The following is a 15,226-nucleotide window of genomic DNA, read 5'->3' on the forward strand; positions in this document are numbered from 1 at the left end:
CCGTTGGGATTGCGCCGATTACACCCTTGTGGGTGACAAGCGGCGACGTTTCAGTGACGTAGCGTTCGCGGCATGATCGACCAGCAGGTGCCGCTGCGAGGGGGCGCGGCGCGGCTTCCCGTACGACCGAGGACCGGCAGGTGCCTCGTGCTGGCCGCTGTCTTCATCTGCGCCGCCTGCGGGCTGGTGTACGAGCTCGAACTGGTGGCACTCGCCTCCTACTTGATCGGTGACTCGGTCACCCAGGCGTCCGTCGTGCTGTCCGTGATGGTGTTCGCCATGGGCATCGGCTCACTGCTCGCGAAACGTTTACGCAGCCACGCCGCGGTCGGCTTCGGGCTGATCGAGGCTGCCCTCGCCCTGGTGGGCGGCTTCTCCGCGCTGGTGCTCTACGCGTCGTTCGCCTGGATCGGGGAGTCGCGGTACGCGCTGGTCGGGTTCTCGCTGGCGATCGGGATTCTGATCGGCGCGGAGATCCCGCTGCTGATGACGCTGATCCAGCGGGTGGACCGGCAGGACGCGGGCGGGGCCGTGGCCGACCTCTTCGCCGCCGACTACGTGGGCGCGCTGGTCGGGGGGCTGGCGTTCCCGTTCCTGCTGCTGCCGATGCTCGGGCAGCTCACGGGTGCGCTGTTCACCGGGGCGGTCAACGCGGCGGCGGGCGGTGCGCTGGTCCTGTGGGTGTTCCGGCGGGATCTCACGGCCCGCTCCCGGTGGCTGCTGATCGCCGCGAATGTGACGGTGATCGCCGTGCTCGCCTCGGCCGCGGTGCTGGCCGACGACTTCGAGCGGGCGGCGCGGCGGGCGGTGTACGGGGACCAGGTGCGCGTCGCGGTGCAGACCGAGGTCCAGGAGGTCGTGCTGACCGGCCGGGACCGGGGCTCCCTCGACCTCTATCTGGACGGGCGCCTGCGGGTCAGCTCCCGCGACGAGTACCGCTATCACGAGGCGCTGGTGCACCCGGCGATGAACGGGCCGCACGGGCGGGTGCTGATCCTGGGCGGCGGCGACGGCCTTGCCGCCCGTGAGGTGCTGCGCTACCCGGACGTGCGGGGCGTGACCCTGGTGGAGCTGGACCCCGGCGTCACCCGGTTGGCCCGTACGGACCACGCGCTGTCCGCGCTGAACGCGCACGCCTACCGGGACCCGCGGCTGACCGCCGTGACCGGGGACGCGTTCAGCTGGCTGCGGGCGGCGCACGACCGCTACGACGTGGTGATCGCGGACCTGCCGGACCCGGGGATCTCGGCGAGCACAAAGCTCTATTCGGCGGAGTTCTACGGACTGGCTGCCGAGGTCCTGACGCCGGGTGGCCGGCTGGTGGTGCACGCGGGGCCGGCGGTGAGCAGGCCGCGTACGTACTGGACGGTCGACGCGTCGATGCGGGCGGCGGGGCTGCACACCCGCCCCTATCGGATCAGCGGGCGGTACGCGGGATTCGCGGTCGGCCCCGACCGGTCCACGGGCAGCACGGCCGCGGTGTACGGCTGGGGATTCGTGCTGGCCGGCCCCGTGGTGGCGCCCGCCCTCGGCCTGGACTCCGGGGCGCCGCGGCTGCGGTCCCTGACGGGCCCGGCGCTGCGGGACGCGGGCCGGCGGGCGGAGTCCGGGCGGCTGCGGGGCCAGGCACCCTCGACGCTCGTGCACCCGCGGTACTGGGAGGAGCGGTGAGCGGGGCGTGCCGGGCCTGTGGCGGCGGCCTTCCGGGGGCGCCGAAGCGCTGACGAGGTGGCCGGGGCTGAGTAGGCTCGGTTTCCATGGAGCATGAGGTGTTCGTTCCGGTTCCGGTCCCGGCCCTTCGGCGGACGCTGGGCGATCCTGCCCGGGTCGCGCGCTGCGTGCCGGGGCTTCAACAGGACGCCGACGCGTCCGCGGGTCCGCTGACAGGCCGGTTCAAGGTCCGGGTCGGCGGCCACACCATCACCTACCGGGGAGCGCTGCGGCTCAATCCGCTGACGGCACCCCCGGCGGGGGACGTGGGCCACGGCCTCTCCGTGGCGGGTGAGGGCGCGGAGGCGCGGGGCAGCGGTTCGGCGAGGCTGGCCCTGACCGTCCGTCTCACCGAACGCGACGGCGGTACGGCGATCGCCTTCGAAGGCACGGTGAGCGGTGACGGCCGCCTGCTGGAGCTGGACCCGGCGGCCGCGCTGTCGGCGGCCCACCGTCTGCTGGACCGGTTCGCGCAGCAGCTGGTGACGGAGTCCCTCGCCGGGTATGCGGGGGCGGGGGACACCACGGGTGCTGCGGGCGGGCCGACCGGTGATGCTGCGGGCGGGCCCGCAGGTGCGGCGGACGAGGCCACGGGCGGTGCGGCGGACGAGGCCACTGGCGGTGCTGCGGGCGGGCCCGCAGGTGCTGCGGACGAGGCTACGGATGACGAGGGGGCCGGTGCCGCCGTCGCCGCCGAGGAGCAGGCCGTCGGGGAAGCGGTGGAGCAGGCCATCGAGGAGGCCGCCGAGGAGGCGGACGTCCCGGGGGCCGATGAGGCCGCACCCCGGCACGAGGCGGCCGCGGACGACGAGCCGGCGGGGGAGCAGTCGTCGGACCAGGCCTCCGTCTTCGATACCCCGGTGCCGCCGTCGTCGCTGGATCCGGTGGCCGGGATCGAGTTCACCGTCCCGGACGGGCCGCCGGCCGAGGCGGCACATGCCCGGCGCACCATGATCGGCCGCAGTGCGGAGGAGGTCGACCACGCTCCGCCGCGCGGCCGGTACGCCCCCGTGCCGTCACCCGATTCGGCCGGTGCGGGCGCCACGCTCCGCTGGGTGGCACCTGCTGCCGCGCTCGCTCTCGCCTCCGCGGTGGTGGTGAGCCGGGCGCTGCGGCGACGGAGGTAGCCGCGCCAGTAGGGTCGTCGTGTGAGCAGCAGCGAGAAGGACGTCCGGCTGTCCGTCGGCGACGCAGAGTTGACCGTGAACCCCGCCAACGGCTGCCGTATCAGCAGCCTGCGGATCGGCGGTACCGAACTGCTGCGCCAGGGGGAGCGGTACGGCTGTTTCCCGATGGTCCCGTGGTGCGGGCGCACCGAGAACGGGCAGTTCCACAACGGCGGAGTGCTGCATCAGCTGCCGCTGACCGCTCCGCCGCACGCCATCCACGGCACGGGCCGTGACACGGCCTGGCGCACCGCGCGGGCGAGCGGGACGGAAGCCGCCTTCTACTACGACCTGACCGATCCCTGGCCGTACCCGGGCCGCGTGACGCAGACCTTCGAACTGACCGAGACCTCACTGACGTTGGCGTTCGGCATCGAGACGTACGGGGACTCCTTCCCGGCGCAGGCCGGCTGGCATCCGTGGTTCCGGCGCAACCTCGGCAGCGGCGAGGACGTCCGGATCGACTTCGATGCCGCGTGGCAGGAGGAGCGGGGCGAGAACCATCTGCCGACCGGCCGCCGGATCCCTCCCCTGGCCGGACCGTGGGACGACTGCTTCGGCATGCCCGACGGCGTCGATGTGACCCTCACCTGGCCGGAGCAGCTGGAGCTCACGGTGAAAAGCCGGACCGAGTGGGTCGTGGTCTACGACGAGCAGGACGAGGCGGTCTGCGTGGAGCCGCAGTCGGGCCCGCCGAACGGGCTGAACACCACGCCCCGCTATGTCACCCCGATCGAGCCCCTGGAGATCGCGACGACCTGGAGCTGGCGCAGGCTCTGAGCGCAGGCGTGAACCGGAGCCGACGCGCGTTCTGGGTGCGGGCGCGACCCGTTGCCGGGCGCAGGCTCCGGGTTCGGGCGTGAACCGGCGCCGGCGCGCGTTCTGAGTACGGGCGTGAACCGGCGCCGGGGGCAGGTTCTGCGTACGGGCCGCTACCGGGCGCCCTTATCCTCGTAACCATGACTGACGTACGCGCTGAGTTGTTGCAGCAGATCAAGGACAAGGCCGTGGTTCACGGCAAGGTGACGCTCTCCTCCGGTCTCGAGGCCGACTGGTACATCGATCTGCGCCGCATCACGCTGGACGGCAAGGCCGCTCCGATGGTCGGTCAGGTCATGCTCGACGCCACCGCGGAGCTGGACTACGACTGCGTGGGCGGGCTGACGCTGGGTGCCGACCCGGTCGCCACCTCGATGCTGCACGCCGCCGCCGCCCGCGGGCAGGAGCTGGACGCGTTCGTGGTGCGCAAGGCGCAGAAGGCCCACGGCATGCAGCGCCGGATCGAGGGCACGGACGTCAAGGGCCGCCGCTGCCTGGTCGTCGAGGACACCTCGACGACCGGCGGTTCGCCGCTGACCGCCGTCGAGGCGGTGCGTGAGGCGGGTGGCGAGGTCGTCGCCGTCGCCGTGATCGTGGAGAGGGGCGCCGCTTCGGCCATCGCCGAGGCGGGCCTCCCGTACGTCCACGTCTACTCGGTGCCGGACCTCGACCTGTCCTGACCTGTCTGCCCTGTCTGACCTGCGGATTCCCTCAAGGGGGGTCGGTTTCACGTGAAACCGACCCCCCTTGTCGTATCTCTGCAGCGGGAGCCCGGGAACGCTGGGGGAGTACACCGGGTGGAGCCGGGACGAGAGTCTGGGAAGATGGGGGCGACGATGACGTCGCCCCCAGGTCAGGGAACCAGCAACGCACACCCGCACATCCCAAGGAGCGGACAGATGCCCATCGCAACCCCCGAGGTCTACGCCGAGATGCTCGACCGGGCGAAGGCAGGCAAGTTCGCCTACCCGGCCATCAATGTGACGTCGACGCAGACCCTGCACGCTGCGCTGCGCGGTTTCGCCGAGGCCGAGAGCGACGGCATCGTCCAGATCTCCACCGGTGGGGCGGAGTTCCTGGGCGGCCAGTACAACAAGGACATGGTCACGGGCGCCGTTGCCCTCGCCGAGTTCGCGCACATCGTCGCCGCCAAGTACGACATCACGGTCGCGCTGCACACCGACCACTGCCCCAAGGACAAGCTGGACACGTACGTCCGTCCGCTGATCGAGGTCTCCGCGGAGCGTGTCGCCAAGGGTCTGAACCCGCTGTTCCAGTCCCACATGTGGGACGGCTCGGCCGAGACGCTGGCCGACAACCTGGCCATCGGCCAGGAGCTGCTGGCCAAGGCAGCCGCTGCCAAGATCATCCTCGAGGTCGAGATCACCCCGACCGGTGGCGAGGAGGACGGCGTCACCCACGAGATCAACGACGAGCTCTACACGACCGTCGACGACGCGCTGCGCACCGCAGAGGCGCTCGGCCTGGGCGAGAAGGGCCGCTACCTGCTGGCTGCGTCCTTCGGCAACGTGCACGGCGTCTACAAGCCGGGCAACGTCGTCCTGCGTCCCGAGCTCCTCAAGGACCTCCAGGAGGGCGTCGGCGCCAAGTACGGCAAGACGTCCCCGTTCGACTTCGTCTTCCACGGCGGCTCCGGCTCCACCGCCGAGGAGATCGCCACCGCGCTGGAGAACGGCGTCGTGAAGATGAACCTCGACACCGACACCCAGTACGCCTTCACCCGCCCGATCGTGGACCACGTGTTCCGCAACTACGACGGCGTCCTGAAGGTCGACGGCGAGGTCGGCAACAAGAAGGTCTACGACCCGCGCAGCTGGGGCAAGTCCGCCGAGGGCGGCATGGCCAAGCGCGTCACGGAGGCCTGCGCCAACCTGCGGTCCACCGGCACCAAGCTGAAGTAATTCAGTACAGATGTCTGCGTGGGCCCGGTATCCCTTGGGATGCCGGGCCCACTGCATGTCCGCACCCGGCTGGAACGATGTGAGGGAAACACCTGTGAGCGCTTCCTATGACTTCGACACCGTGATCGACCGCCGCGGCACCTGGTGCGTCCAGTGGGACGGGGTCGCGGACCGGTTCGGTGTGGACGGACTGCTGCCGTTCACCATCTCGGACATGGACTTCGAGACGGCCCCCGAGGTGCTGGCCGCCCTGCGGGACCGGCTCGACCACGGCGTGTTCGGCTACACGGACTGGTGGCAGGAAGACTTCCGCTCGGCGATCGCCCACTGGTACGCGACCCGGTACGACACCACGATCGACACCGGCCGGCTGGTGTACGGGCCGTCCGTGCTCAGCCAGTTGTCGCAGCTGCTCCAGATGTGGACGGACGCGGGGGACGGCGTGGTCGTCCACACCCCGACGTACGACGGCTTCCGCAAGGCGATCACCGGGCTCGGCCGTGAACTGCGGGGCGTGGGCCTCGGAGACACGGCCGCGCTGGAGCGGGAGCTCGCGCGGGAGGACAGCAAGGTCCTCGTGGTCTGCTCGCCGCACAACCCGACGGGGAGGGTGTGGACGGAGGCGGAGCTCGTGGAGATGGCCTCCCTCGCGGCACGGCACGGGGTCGCCGTGATCAGCGACGAGATCCACGCGGACTTCGTGCACGACGGGCGTCCGCACGTGCCGTGGACGCGGGTGGGGGGTGACGGGCGCTGGGCGCTCATCACCTCGGCCTCGAAGGCGTTCAACTTCCCGGCACTGTCGGGTTCGTACGGGCTCATCGGCCGCGCGGAGGACCGTACGGAGTTCCTGCGCCGGATGGAGACCGCTGAGGGCCTCGCCTCGCCGGCGGTGCTCTCGCTGACCGCTCACATCGCCGCGTACCGGGACGGTGCCGCGTGGCTGGACGCCGTGCGCGCGTATGCCGCCGGGAACCTGGCTTTTGTCGCGGAGCGGCTGAACGCCGCGTTTCCCGAGCTCGGGTGGGAGCCGCCGCAGGCCGGGTACCTCGCCTGGATCGACCTGCGACGGGCGGGCGTCAAGGACGACGAGGCGCTTCAGCGCGTGCTGGTCGAGCGGGAGCGGGTCGCCGTGATGCCGGGGAGCGTGTACGGGGCGGAGGGCTTCGTACGGCTGAACGTGGGGTGCGCACGGAGCAAGGTGGCGGCAGGGGTGGAGGCGTTGATCCGGGGGGTGGAGACGGTGCGGGGCGCCGCGTAGCGGCGGTTCGGTGGTGCGGCCCGGGATTGTGGGGTGCGGGCCGTTCCGGGGGCGCTGCCCCCGGACCCCCGCTCCTCAATCGCCGGGGAGGCTCGACTTTGCGATGCTGAGGCCATGGCGGAGCAAGCAGCAGACCCCAGCGGTATTCGTGTCGCCTCTCCCACCGGCCGCTGGGTCGTCCTCACGACCGTGCTCGGGTCGAGCATGGCCATGCTCGACTCCACCGTCATCAACGTCGCCCTGCCCCGCATCGGCGAGGACTTCGGCACCGGCCTGGCCGCCCTCCAGTGGACCGTCAACGCCTACATGCTGACCCTGGCCGGGCTGATCCTCCTCGGGGGAGCGCTCGGTGACCGGTACGGACGGCGGCGGGTCTTCGTCGTCGGCGTCGTGTGGTTCGCCGCCGCCTCGCTGCTCTGCGGTATCGCGCCCGACGCCGACGTGCTCATCGCCGCTCGTGCACTCCAGGGTGTCGGCGGCGCCCTACTCACGCCCGGCTCGCTGGCGCTGATCCAGGCGAGCTTCCACCCGGACGACCGGGCCCGCGCGGTCGGGCTGTGGTCGGGGCTCGGCGGGGTCGGCGCCGCCGTCGGACCGTTCGTCGGCGGGTGGCTCGTCGACGGGCCCGGCTGGCGGTGGGTGTTCCTGCTCAACCTGCCGCTCGCCGCGATCTGTGTGCCCGTCGCCCTGCGCCACGTACCGGAGTCCCGGAACCCGTACGAGCACGGCCGCTTCGACGTCCTGGGGGCGGTCCTCGGTGCCCTCTCGCTCGCGCTGGTGACGTACGCGCTGATCGAGGCGCCGGGGCACGGCGCGTCCCCCGCGGTGATCGGTGCGGCGGTGGGCGGGGTGCTGCTCGGCGCCGTGTTCGTCCAGGTCGAGCGGCGGCGGCCGGACCCCATGCTGCCGCCGTCGGTGTTCGCGTCCCGGCAGTTCACCGCCGTCAACATCGTCACCCTCTGCGTGTACGCGGCGCTGGGCGGCTACTTCTTCCTCTCCGCCATCCAGCTCCAGGTCGTGGCGGGGTACTCCGCGCTCGGCGCGGGCACGGCCCTGCTGCCGACCACCGTCCTGATGCTGCTGTTCTCGGCCTGGTCCGGCGAACTGGGCCGGCGCATCGGTCCCCGCATCCCGCTCACCGCCGGTCCGCTGATCGCCGCCGCCGGAATGCTGCTGATGCTGCGCGTGGGGCCGGGGTCCGACTCCGTGACCGGATACCTGACCGACGTGTTCCCCGCCGTCGCCGTCCTGGGTGTCGGCCTCGTCACCCTCGTGGCCCCCCTCACCGCGACCGTCCTGGCCTCCGTGGACACCGCCCGGGCCGGCCTCGCCAGCGGGATCAACAACGCCGCGGCCCGAGCCGCCGGGCTGATCGCGGTGGCCGCCCTGCCCCTCCTCGCCGGGATGGGGCCGGAGGCCTACCGGGACGCCGGGGAGTTCGCCGAGACCTTCCGGCGGGCCATGCCGATGTGCGCCGGGCTGCTGGTGCTCGGCGCCCTCATCGCCTGGGCGACCGTCCGTACCCCGCCGGCCGCGGTGAAGGAGACCGCGCAGCCGGAGTGCACGGTGAACTGCGGTGTCACGAGTCCCCCGCTCGAACCCGCACCGGAAACCGGTCGGTAGCGTCGGCTTCTGCGCGGCCATTGTGCGCACCGAGTGCCCGCCCGGCCCCGGTGACAGGCACACTTGAACCCATGTCGATCCACGAGAACCTGCTCGGGGGCCCTGCCCCGACCCACCTGCCCGACGACCCGGAGCCGCGCGAGATGCTGGCCGCCGGCACCGCGCCCGCCGATGTCGCGGCGAAGTACCCGACTTCCTCGCTGGCCTGGGCACAGCTCGCCGACGAGGCGTTCGAGGGCGGCCGGGTCATCGAGTCGTACGCCTACGCCCGCACCGGCTACCACCGCGGCCTGGACGCCCTGCGCCGGGCCGGCTGGAAGGGCCACGGCCCCGTACCGTTCGAGCACGAGCCGAACCGCGGCTTCCTGCGCGCCCTGCACGCCCTCGCACGCGCCGCGCAGTCGATCGGTGAGCAGGAGGAGTACGAGCGCTGCTCGACGTTCCTCCGCGACTCCTCGCCGACCGCCGCCCAGACGCTCGGCTAGCCGGCGCGCCCACCTGCCGGGCCCCGCGGACGATCACCGTCCGCGGGGCCTCTGCGCTGTCGGGGCGCCCGGATCTCCGCTTAGGATGCGGGCAGGGGACCGGAGCTCCACCACCTCACCGGTGGGGGCGGACCGCTACCCGGAAGCTCGTGTCGAGGAGACAGCAATGTCGACGATTCCCCCCGGCCCCGAAGCCACCGGTGCGCAGACCCCGCACCTCGACTTCGCGGGAACGACTCCGTACGAGGACTATGTCCAGGCGGATGTTCTCACCCACCTCCAGCACCTCCGCTCGGACGACCCCGGCGAGATGGTCTTCCTGGTCACCACCCAGGTCATGGAGCTGTGGTTCACCGTCATCGTCCATGAGTGGGAGACCGCTGCGCACGCCCTGCGCCAGGACCGGCTGAGCGTCGCACGCGACGCGCTGAAGCGGTCCGTGCGGGAGCTGGAGGCGCTGAACGCCTCCTGGACGCCGCTCGCCCAGCTCACCCCCGCCCAGTTCAACTCCTACCGGTCCGCGCTCGGCGAGGGCTCCGGATTCCAGTCGGCGATGTACCGGCGGATGGAGTTCCTGCTCGGCGACAAGTCCGCGTCCATGCTCGTGCCGCACCGGGGCGCGCCCCGCGTCCATGCCGAGCTGGAGAAGGCGCTCGGCGAGCCGGGTCTGTACGACGAGACGCTCGCCCTGCTGGCCCGGCGCGGACACGCGATCCCGGCGGCCGTCCTCGGCCGCGACCTCACGCAGAAGTACGAGCCGTCGCCCGAGGTCGAGGCCGTCTGGGCGGAGATATACGCCCACCCTGACCAGTACGACGAGCTGGTCCGGCTCGGCGAGGCGCTCACCGACGTCGGCGAGCTGGTGTGGCGATGGCGCAACGACCACCTCGTCGCCACCCGGCGGGCCATGGGTTCCAAGACCGGCACCGGCGGCTCGGCCGGAGTCGCCTGGCTGGAGAAGCGCGCGACGAAGAACGTGTTCCCGGAGCTCTGGACGGCCCGCAGCCATGTCTGACCTGCAGGAGCGCGCACAGGCGCTCGACACCGCCGATGAACTGGCACCTCTGCGCAAGCTGTTCACGCTCGACGACACCGTCTATCTGGACGGCAACTCGCTGGGTGCGCTGCCCCGCCATGTGCCGGCCCGGCTGCAGGAGGTCCTCACCCGCGAGTGGGGCGAGCTGCGCATCCGGTCCTGGGACGAGAGCGGCTGGTGGACCGCGCCGGAGAGGATCGGCGACCGCATCGCCCCGATCGTCGGGGCGGCCCCGGGACAGATCGTCGTCGGCGACTCGACGAGTGTGAACGTCTTCAAGGCCGTCGTCGCCGCGAGCCGGCTGGCGTCACAGGGCCGCGACGAGATCCTGGTCGACGCCTCCACGTTCCCCACCGACGGATACATCGCCACCTCGGCGGCCCGGATGACCGGCCACCGGATCGTCCCGGTCGCCCCCGCCGACGTACCGGGCGCCCTCGGGCCGCGTACCGCCGCCGTGCTGCTCAACCACGTCGACTACCGCTCCGGCCGGCTCCACGACCTGCCCGGCCTCACCGCCGCGGTGCACGCCGCGGGCGCGATCGCCGTCTGGGACCTGTGCCACAGCGCGGGCGCGCTGCCCGTCGGACTGGACGCCCACGGGGTGGATCTGGCGGTCGGCTGCACGTACAAGTACCTCAACGGCGGCCCCGGTTCGCCTGCGTACCTGTACGTCGCCGAGCGTCATCAGGCGGCCTTCGACTCGCCCCTTCCGGGGTGGACGTCGCACGCCGACCCGTTCGCGATGACGCCCGGCTACGCGCCCGCCGACGGCGCGGTACGGGGCCGGGTCGGGACGCCCGACATCCTGTCCATGCTGGCCCTGGAGGCGTCCCTCGACGTCTGGGACGGGGTCGGGATCGAGGCGGTGCGGGCCAAGTCCCTGGCGCTGACGGACTTCTTCCTGGAGTGCGTCGACGCGTACGCCCCCGAGGGCCGGGTCACCTCGGCCACCCCTGCCGCCCACACGGAACGCGGCAGCCAGGTGGCGCTGCGGTGCGAGGACGCCGAGCCCGTGATGAGCGCGCTCATCGCGCGCGGCGTCGTCGGCGACCTGCGGCGGCCGGACGTGCTGCGGTTCGGCTTCACACCGCTGTACGTGGGGTTCGCCGACGCGGAACGTGCGGCGCGGGCGCTCGCGGACGTGCTGGCCGGTACGGCCGCGTAGGCTGCCGGATCAGTCCGGCGACCGGCTCGCCCCGGTCGCCGGACGGGTCCCGGTGCTGCCGTGAGGGCAGCAGAATGGGGTTCGCCGACGACAGCCGACGGCCAGGGAGTTGCACCTGATGCTCTTCGATATCGACGGTGAGGGCGAGGACGGGAGCGACCGCTCCGGTTACATACGGGCCTCGCGTGAGGTCCTCGCCGATGTGGTGCACCGCCCGGAGGATCTCCGCGCACTGTGCGACATCGGCTTTCCGCAGCGCCCCTTCTGGCTGGCCCCGGTCCTTGCCGCGGACGGCTGTGCGGTCGAGGGGGGCCGCCCCATCGTGGACCTCGATGACGAGGTGGTGATCATCGAGGAGGAGTTCGGCAACATCCTGCTCTTCGGCGCGGTCCAGGGCTGGTACCTCTTCCTCGGCCTCGATGACGGCACGGTGCACGCCCTCCCCGGCGAGATGGAGCTCTTCGACGGGGACCTGCGTCCGGTCCACACGGACCTCTCCTCACTCAGGCACTTGCTGGAACTGCTGCACCGGCGGGTGGTGAAGGTGGACCGCGAGTGGACCGGCGGCGACCAGAGCGAGCCGTACGCCGAGCTCGCCCGCTTCGCCGGAGGGATCCAGGACGAGTTCGCACGTGTCGACCCGGTGGCCTTCTCCGAGGAGGAGTCCAGGGAGAGCCCCTGGGCCTACTTCTTCGGTGATCTCCGGGACGGGCTGTACAGCACGTACTACGCCCGGCCCGGCCGGGTCTGAGGCCCAACTGCCCGCCACCGGGAAGAGTAGGGCTCCATACTGATACCGTCCCCGCAGGTCAAGCCAGTTGGGCATGTCACAGGGACGGTTGGAGCAGCATGTCGGATTCTGCCGCGCGCGATCAGGACGCAGCCGAGACCGAGTCGGCGTTCTCGCATCCGGTGGTCGCCCCCGATGTCTCCGCCGCCTACGGCAGCCACCCGGACCAGGTGATCGACTTCTACGCCCCGCGCGACGGGCGCGCCGGTGCCCCCGTCGTGGTCGTCCTGCACGGCGGGGCATGGCGGGCCCCGTACGACCGGCTCCACCTGTCACCGTTCGCGGACTTCCTGGCCCGGCGCGGCTTCGCCGTCGCCAGCGTCGAGTACCGGCGCGGCAGCGAGCTCCCGCAGCAGCGTGGCTCCGGCCCCGTCGCCGGCCGCTGGCCGGAGACCTTCGACGACGTCGCGGCCGCGATGGACGCGCTGCCGGACCTGCTGGCGCGGGAACTGCCCGCGGCGGATGCCCGGCGGATCGTCGTCACCGGGCACTCCGCAGGCGGGCAACTGGCCCTGTGGGCCGCCGCCCGGCACGTTCTGCCGGAGGGTTCGCCGTGGCGGCTGCCGCGCCCGCCCGCGCTGCGCGGCGTGGTGGCGCTCGCCCCGATCGCGGACTTCACCGCGGCGATCGAGCTGGACGTGTGTTCCGGCGCCATCGGGCAGTTCCTGGGGCGGGAGGAGGACTTCGCCGAGCGGAGCGCGCACGCGGACCCGGCCCTGCTGCTGCCCACGGGCATCGCGACCGCGGTGGTGCAGGGCAGCACCGACCTCACCGTGCCGCAGGCCGTCTCGGAGGCGTTCGTCGACGCGGCGGCGAAGGAGGGCGAGACGGTGGGGCTGACGCTGCTGCCGGGCGTCGGGCACTTTCCGCTGATCGATCCGGCGGCCGACGCGTGCGCGGTGGTCGCCGAGGAGCTCGCCCAGCTCGCCTGGTAGGCCCAGCTGGCCTGGTAGGCCTGCGCCGTGGCGGCGAGGCGGACCCGGGTAGTACTTGCGACGGACGGTTCAGGATCCGTATCGGTGCTGACGACCCGGGACGCCGCGCCCCCTACCGTGGAAGCGTGACCAAGACCAAGACCAGAAGCCCGGAGCTCCGGGTGGCCGCAGGGGCGATAGGCGGCCTGCGCCAGGACCTCATCCACGACGCGTTCGCCTACCGCCCACTGCCGCCGATGCGGACCGACGGGGCGCTGACCCGGAGGCTGCCGGAGCGGCTCCGGGCGCGTGCCGAGTGGACTCCGCACGCGGTGGTCCTGGCGGCCGCGCTGTTCGCCTTCATGATGGGGTTCTCCATCACCGGCAACGCCGGAGTCCTCGTGTCGGGGCTGCTGCCAGCCGCCTGCATCGGAATGACCCTGATCCGGCCGGTGGGGGCGTTCTGGATGTCGATGGCGCTCATCCCGGTGACCATGGTCGTCGGCGGCGTCGACGGGCCGTGGGCGCCGAGCAGCTTCTTCGCGCACCTGGTGGTGCTGGTCGTCGTCGCGGCGAGGACCCGGCCGCGCACCGCGGCCTGGATGTGGGGCCTGACCGTGCTGGTCGGCACGCTCCTGGAGAACGCCGCGGGATGGGACTCCGCGCCGTCCACGGCGGCCATGGCGGTGGCCTCCGCATTCGCACTGCTCCTGGTCACCGTCGTGCAGGTCCGCCGGGAGGCGGAGCGTGAGGTCACCGTGCAGCGCACCGTCACCGCCGTCGAGCGCGACCGGCGCACGCTGCTGGAGGAGCGCACCACCATCGCCCGCGAACTGCACGACGTGGTCGCCCACCACATGTCGGTCGTCGCGATCCAGGCCGAGGCCGCCCCCTACCGGGTGGAGAACCCGCCGCCCGAGCTGGAACAGGCCTTCGTCACGATCCGGGAGAACGCCGTCGCGGCCCTCACCGAACTGCGCCGGGTGCTCGGCGTCGTACGGGCCGAGGACTACGAGGCGCCGGACGCCCCCCAGCCCACCCTGGCCGAGCTGGACGGGCTCCTGGCCAATGTCGGCGAGGCAGGGCTGCCGACGGAGAAGACCGTGACCGGTGCGGTGCGCGAACTGCCTCAGGGCGTCGAGCTGTCGGCGTACCGGATCATTCAGGAAGCCCTCAGCAACAGCCTGCGGCACGCACCGGGTGCCACCGCCAAGGTCGAGATCGGCTATGTGCTGGGCGGGCTCGGTCTGCGGGTCGTCAACGGTCCGCCGACCGGTCCGGTGAAGCCCTCGCCCGGTGCCGGGCACGGGATCACGGGCATGCGGGAGCGGGTGGCGATGCTGAACGGTGAGATGACGGCGGAGGCGACCACGGAGGGCGGTTACGAGGTCACCGCTTTCATCCCCGTGCAGGCCGCGCCGTCCGACGCGCCCTCCTCCACCTCCAAGGAGCAGTCATGACGGCCCCCGCCGCCGCGCCGATCCGGGTGCTGATCGTCGACGACCAGATGATGGTCCGCGAGGGCTTCTCGGTCCTCCTCAACGCGATGCCGGGCATCGAGGTCGTCGGCGAGGCGGTCAACGGGCGCCAGGCCGTCGCCCAGGTCGCGGCGCTGCGGCCCGACGTGGTGCTGATGGACATCCGGATGCCGGAGCTCAACGGCATCGAGGCGACCCGTGAGATCGTCGCCGCCGACGCGGACGCGAAGGTGCTGGTGCTCACCACCTTCGACCTCGACGAGTACGTCTACCAGGCGTTGCGTGCCGGTGCGTCCGGCTTCCTCCTCAAGGACGCCTCGGCACGGCAACTCGCGGACGGTGTGAGAGTGGTGGCCTCCGGCGAGGCGCTTCTGGCCCCCACCGTCACCCGACGTCTGATCACGGAGTTCTCCAAGCTCGCGGCGGCCCCGCGGCCGCCCGCCCTCGCCCAGATCGGTGATCTCACGGAGCGCGAGACAGAGGTGCTCGTCCTGATCGCCCAGGGGCTGTCGAACGCCGAGATCGCCTCGCATCTGGTGGTCGCCGAGTCCACCATCAAGACCCATGTGAGCCGGATCCTGGTGAAGCTTGGCCTGCGCGACCGCACCCAGGCGGCCGTCTTCGCCTACGAGGCCCGGCTGGTCACGCCGTCGTGAGGCGGGCCGTGCGGCTTGTGAGGCTGCCCGTGCGGTTGTGAGCCGGCCCGGTACGTGGTGAGGCATGCCGTGCGGTTGTGAGTCGGCCGGCCGTGCGGATTGCGAGTCGGAACGTATGTGGTGAGTCGGGGCCGTGCGGTTGTGAGTCGGGCCGTGCCTGTGCGAAGGGGCAGGGGCAGAGGAAGGGGCACTGCCAGG

General features: G+C 72.1%; 14 protein-coding genes. All 14 read left to right on the forward strand.

From position 1 onward, the window contains the following. Window positions 1-72: 72 nt before the first annotated feature. The 14 genes from ACIOEW_RS16045 (at window position 73) to ACIOEW_RS16110 (ending at window position 15,028) form a co-directional block, all read left to right on the forward strand. Window positions 73-1,671: a polyamine aminopropyltransferase gene (locus tag ACIOEW_RS16045; RefSeq protein WP_401964325.1), complete on the forward strand. Its 1,599-nt coding sequence runs from the start codon at window positions 73-75 to the stop codon at window positions 1,669-1,671. Between the two features lie 86 nt (window positions 1,672-1,757). After that, window positions 1,758-2,837: an SRPBCC domain-containing protein gene (locus tag ACIOEW_RS16050; RefSeq protein WP_401964326.1), complete on the forward strand. Its 1,080-nt coding sequence runs from the start codon at window positions 1,758-1,760 to the stop codon at window positions 2,835-2,837. A 21-nt stretch (window positions 2,838-2,858) separates the two neighbouring features. Beyond that, entirely contained in the window at window positions 2,859-3,656 is a 798-nt protein-coding gene (locus ACIOEW_RS16055) for an aldose 1-epimerase (RefSeq protein WP_362539308.1), read from the forward strand. Window positions 3,657-3,835: 179 nt separating this feature from the next. Continuing rightward, window positions 3,836-4,375, forward strand: a complete 540-nt coding sequence (gene pyrE / locus ACIOEW_RS16060) for an orotate phosphoribosyltransferase (RefSeq protein WP_362539305.1) — start codon at window positions 3,836-3,838, stop codon at window positions 4,373-4,375. 219 nt (window positions 4,376-4,594) lie between these two features. Next, on the forward strand, window positions 4,595-5,617 hold the full coding sequence (fbaA, locus tag ACIOEW_RS16065; protein WP_362539302.1) for a class II fructose-bisphosphate aldolase: 1,023 nt from the start codon (window positions 4,595-4,597) through the stop codon (window positions 5,615-5,617). Between the two features lie 94 nt (window positions 5,618-5,711). Beyond that, the gene (locus tag ACIOEW_RS16070) at window positions 5,712-6,878 is read left to right on the forward strand and encodes a MalY/PatB family protein (RefSeq protein ID WP_401964327.1); all 1,167 of its coding nucleotides are present in this window, start codon (window positions 5,712-5,714) and stop codon (window positions 6,876-6,878) included. 114 nt (window positions 6,879-6,992) lie between these two features. Further along, window positions 6,993-8,501 (forward strand): DHA2 family efflux MFS transporter permease subunit, encoded by a 1,509-nt coding sequence (locus ACIOEW_RS16075; RefSeq protein WP_401964328.1) that lies wholly within the window; start codon window positions 6,993-6,995, stop codon window positions 8,499-8,501. A 71-nt stretch (window positions 8,502-8,572) separates the two neighbouring features. Next, window positions 8,573-8,986, forward strand: coding sequence for a DUF3151 domain-containing protein (locus ACIOEW_RS16080; RefSeq protein WP_350994768.1), 414 nt, complete (start codon window positions 8,573-8,575; stop codon window positions 8,984-8,986). A gap of 166 nt (window positions 8,987-9,152) precedes the next feature. Next, complete coding sequence (locus ACIOEW_RS16085; RefSeq protein ID WP_362539293.1) at window positions 9,153-10,001, forward strand: tryptophan 2,3-dioxygenase family protein; 849 nt, start codon at window positions 9,153-9,155, stop codon at window positions 9,999-10,001. Next, on the forward strand, window positions 9,994-11,190 hold the full coding sequence (gene kynU / locus ACIOEW_RS16090) for a kynureninase (RefSeq protein ID WP_401964329.1): 1,197 nt from the start codon (window positions 9,994-9,996) through the stop codon (window positions 11,188-11,190). Before ACIOEW_RS16085 ends, kynU begins: the two co-directional genes overlap by 8 nt. Before the next feature lie 118 nt (window positions 11,191-11,308). Beyond that, window positions 11,309-11,941 (forward strand): SUKH-4 family immunity protein, encoded by a 633-nt coding sequence (locus ACIOEW_RS16095; RefSeq protein WP_401964330.1) that lies wholly within the window; start codon window positions 11,309-11,311, stop codon window positions 11,939-11,941. A 98-nt stretch (window positions 11,942-12,039) separates the two neighbouring features. Continuing rightward, complete coding sequence (locus ACIOEW_RS16100; RefSeq protein ID WP_362539285.1) at window positions 12,040-12,915, forward strand: alpha/beta hydrolase; 876 nt, start codon at window positions 12,040-12,042, stop codon at window positions 12,913-12,915. Between the two features lie 125 nt (window positions 12,916-13,040). Next, a complete protein-coding gene (locus ACIOEW_RS16105) occupies window positions 13,041-14,354 on the forward strand; it encodes a sensor histidine kinase (RefSeq protein ID WP_401964331.1) in 1,314 nt (437 codons plus the stop codon). After that, window positions 14,351-15,028, forward strand: coding sequence for a response regulator transcription factor (locus tag ACIOEW_RS16110; RefSeq protein WP_362539279.1), 678 nt, complete (start codon window positions 14,351-14,353; stop codon window positions 15,026-15,028). Before ACIOEW_RS16105 ends, ACIOEW_RS16110 begins: the two co-directional genes overlap by 4 nt. Window positions 15,029-15,226 lie beyond the last annotated feature (198 nt).

This window comes from Streptomyces sp. NPDC087901 (genome assembly GCF_044742205.1).
Classification (GTDB): Bacteria; Actinomycetota; Actinomycetes; order Streptomycetales; family Streptomycetaceae; genus Streptomyces.

Excerpts from the sequence above, each read along its gene's own strand:
- ACIOEW_RS16045 (WP_401964325.1), top strand. The coding sequence starts at position 73 with ATGATCGACCAGCAGGTGCCGCTGCGAGGGGGCGCGGCGCGGCTTCCC.
- ACIOEW_RS16050 (WP_401964326.1), top strand. The coding sequence starts at position 1,758 with ATGGAGCATGAGGTGTTCGTTCCGGTTCCGGTCCCGGCCCTTCGGCGG.
- pyrE (WP_362539305.1), top strand. The coding sequence starts at position 3,836 with ATGACTGACGTACGCGCTGAGTTGTTGCAGCAGATCAAGGACAAGGCC.
- fbaA (WP_362539302.1), top strand. The coding sequence starts at position 4,595 with ATGCCCATCGCAACCCCCGAGGTCTACGCCGAGATGCTCGACCGGGCG.
- ACIOEW_RS16075 (WP_401964328.1), top strand. The coding sequence starts at position 6,993 with ATGGCGGAGCAAGCAGCAGACCCCAGCGGTATTCGTGTCGCCTCTCCC.
- ACIOEW_RS16080 (WP_350994768.1), top strand. The coding sequence starts at position 8,573 with ATGTCGATCCACGAGAACCTGCTCGGGGGCCCTGCCCCGACCCACCTG.
- ACIOEW_RS16085 (WP_362539293.1), top strand. The coding sequence starts at position 9,153 with ATGTCGACGATTCCCCCCGGCCCCGAAGCCACCGGTGCGCAGACCCCG.
- kynU (WP_401964329.1), top strand. The coding sequence starts at position 9,994 with ATGTCTGACCTGCAGGAGCGCGCACAGGCGCTCGACACCGCCGATGAA.
- ACIOEW_RS16095 (WP_401964330.1), top strand. The coding sequence starts at position 11,309 with ATGCTCTTCGATATCGACGGTGAGGGCGAGGACGGGAGCGACCGCTCC.
- ACIOEW_RS16100 (WP_362539285.1), top strand. The coding sequence starts at position 12,040 with ATGTCGGATTCTGCCGCGCGCGATCAGGACGCAGCCGAGACCGAGTCG.
- ACIOEW_RS16110 (WP_362539279.1), top strand. The coding sequence starts at position 14,351 with ATGACGGCCCCCGCCGCCGCGCCGATCCGGGTGCTGATCGTCGACGAC.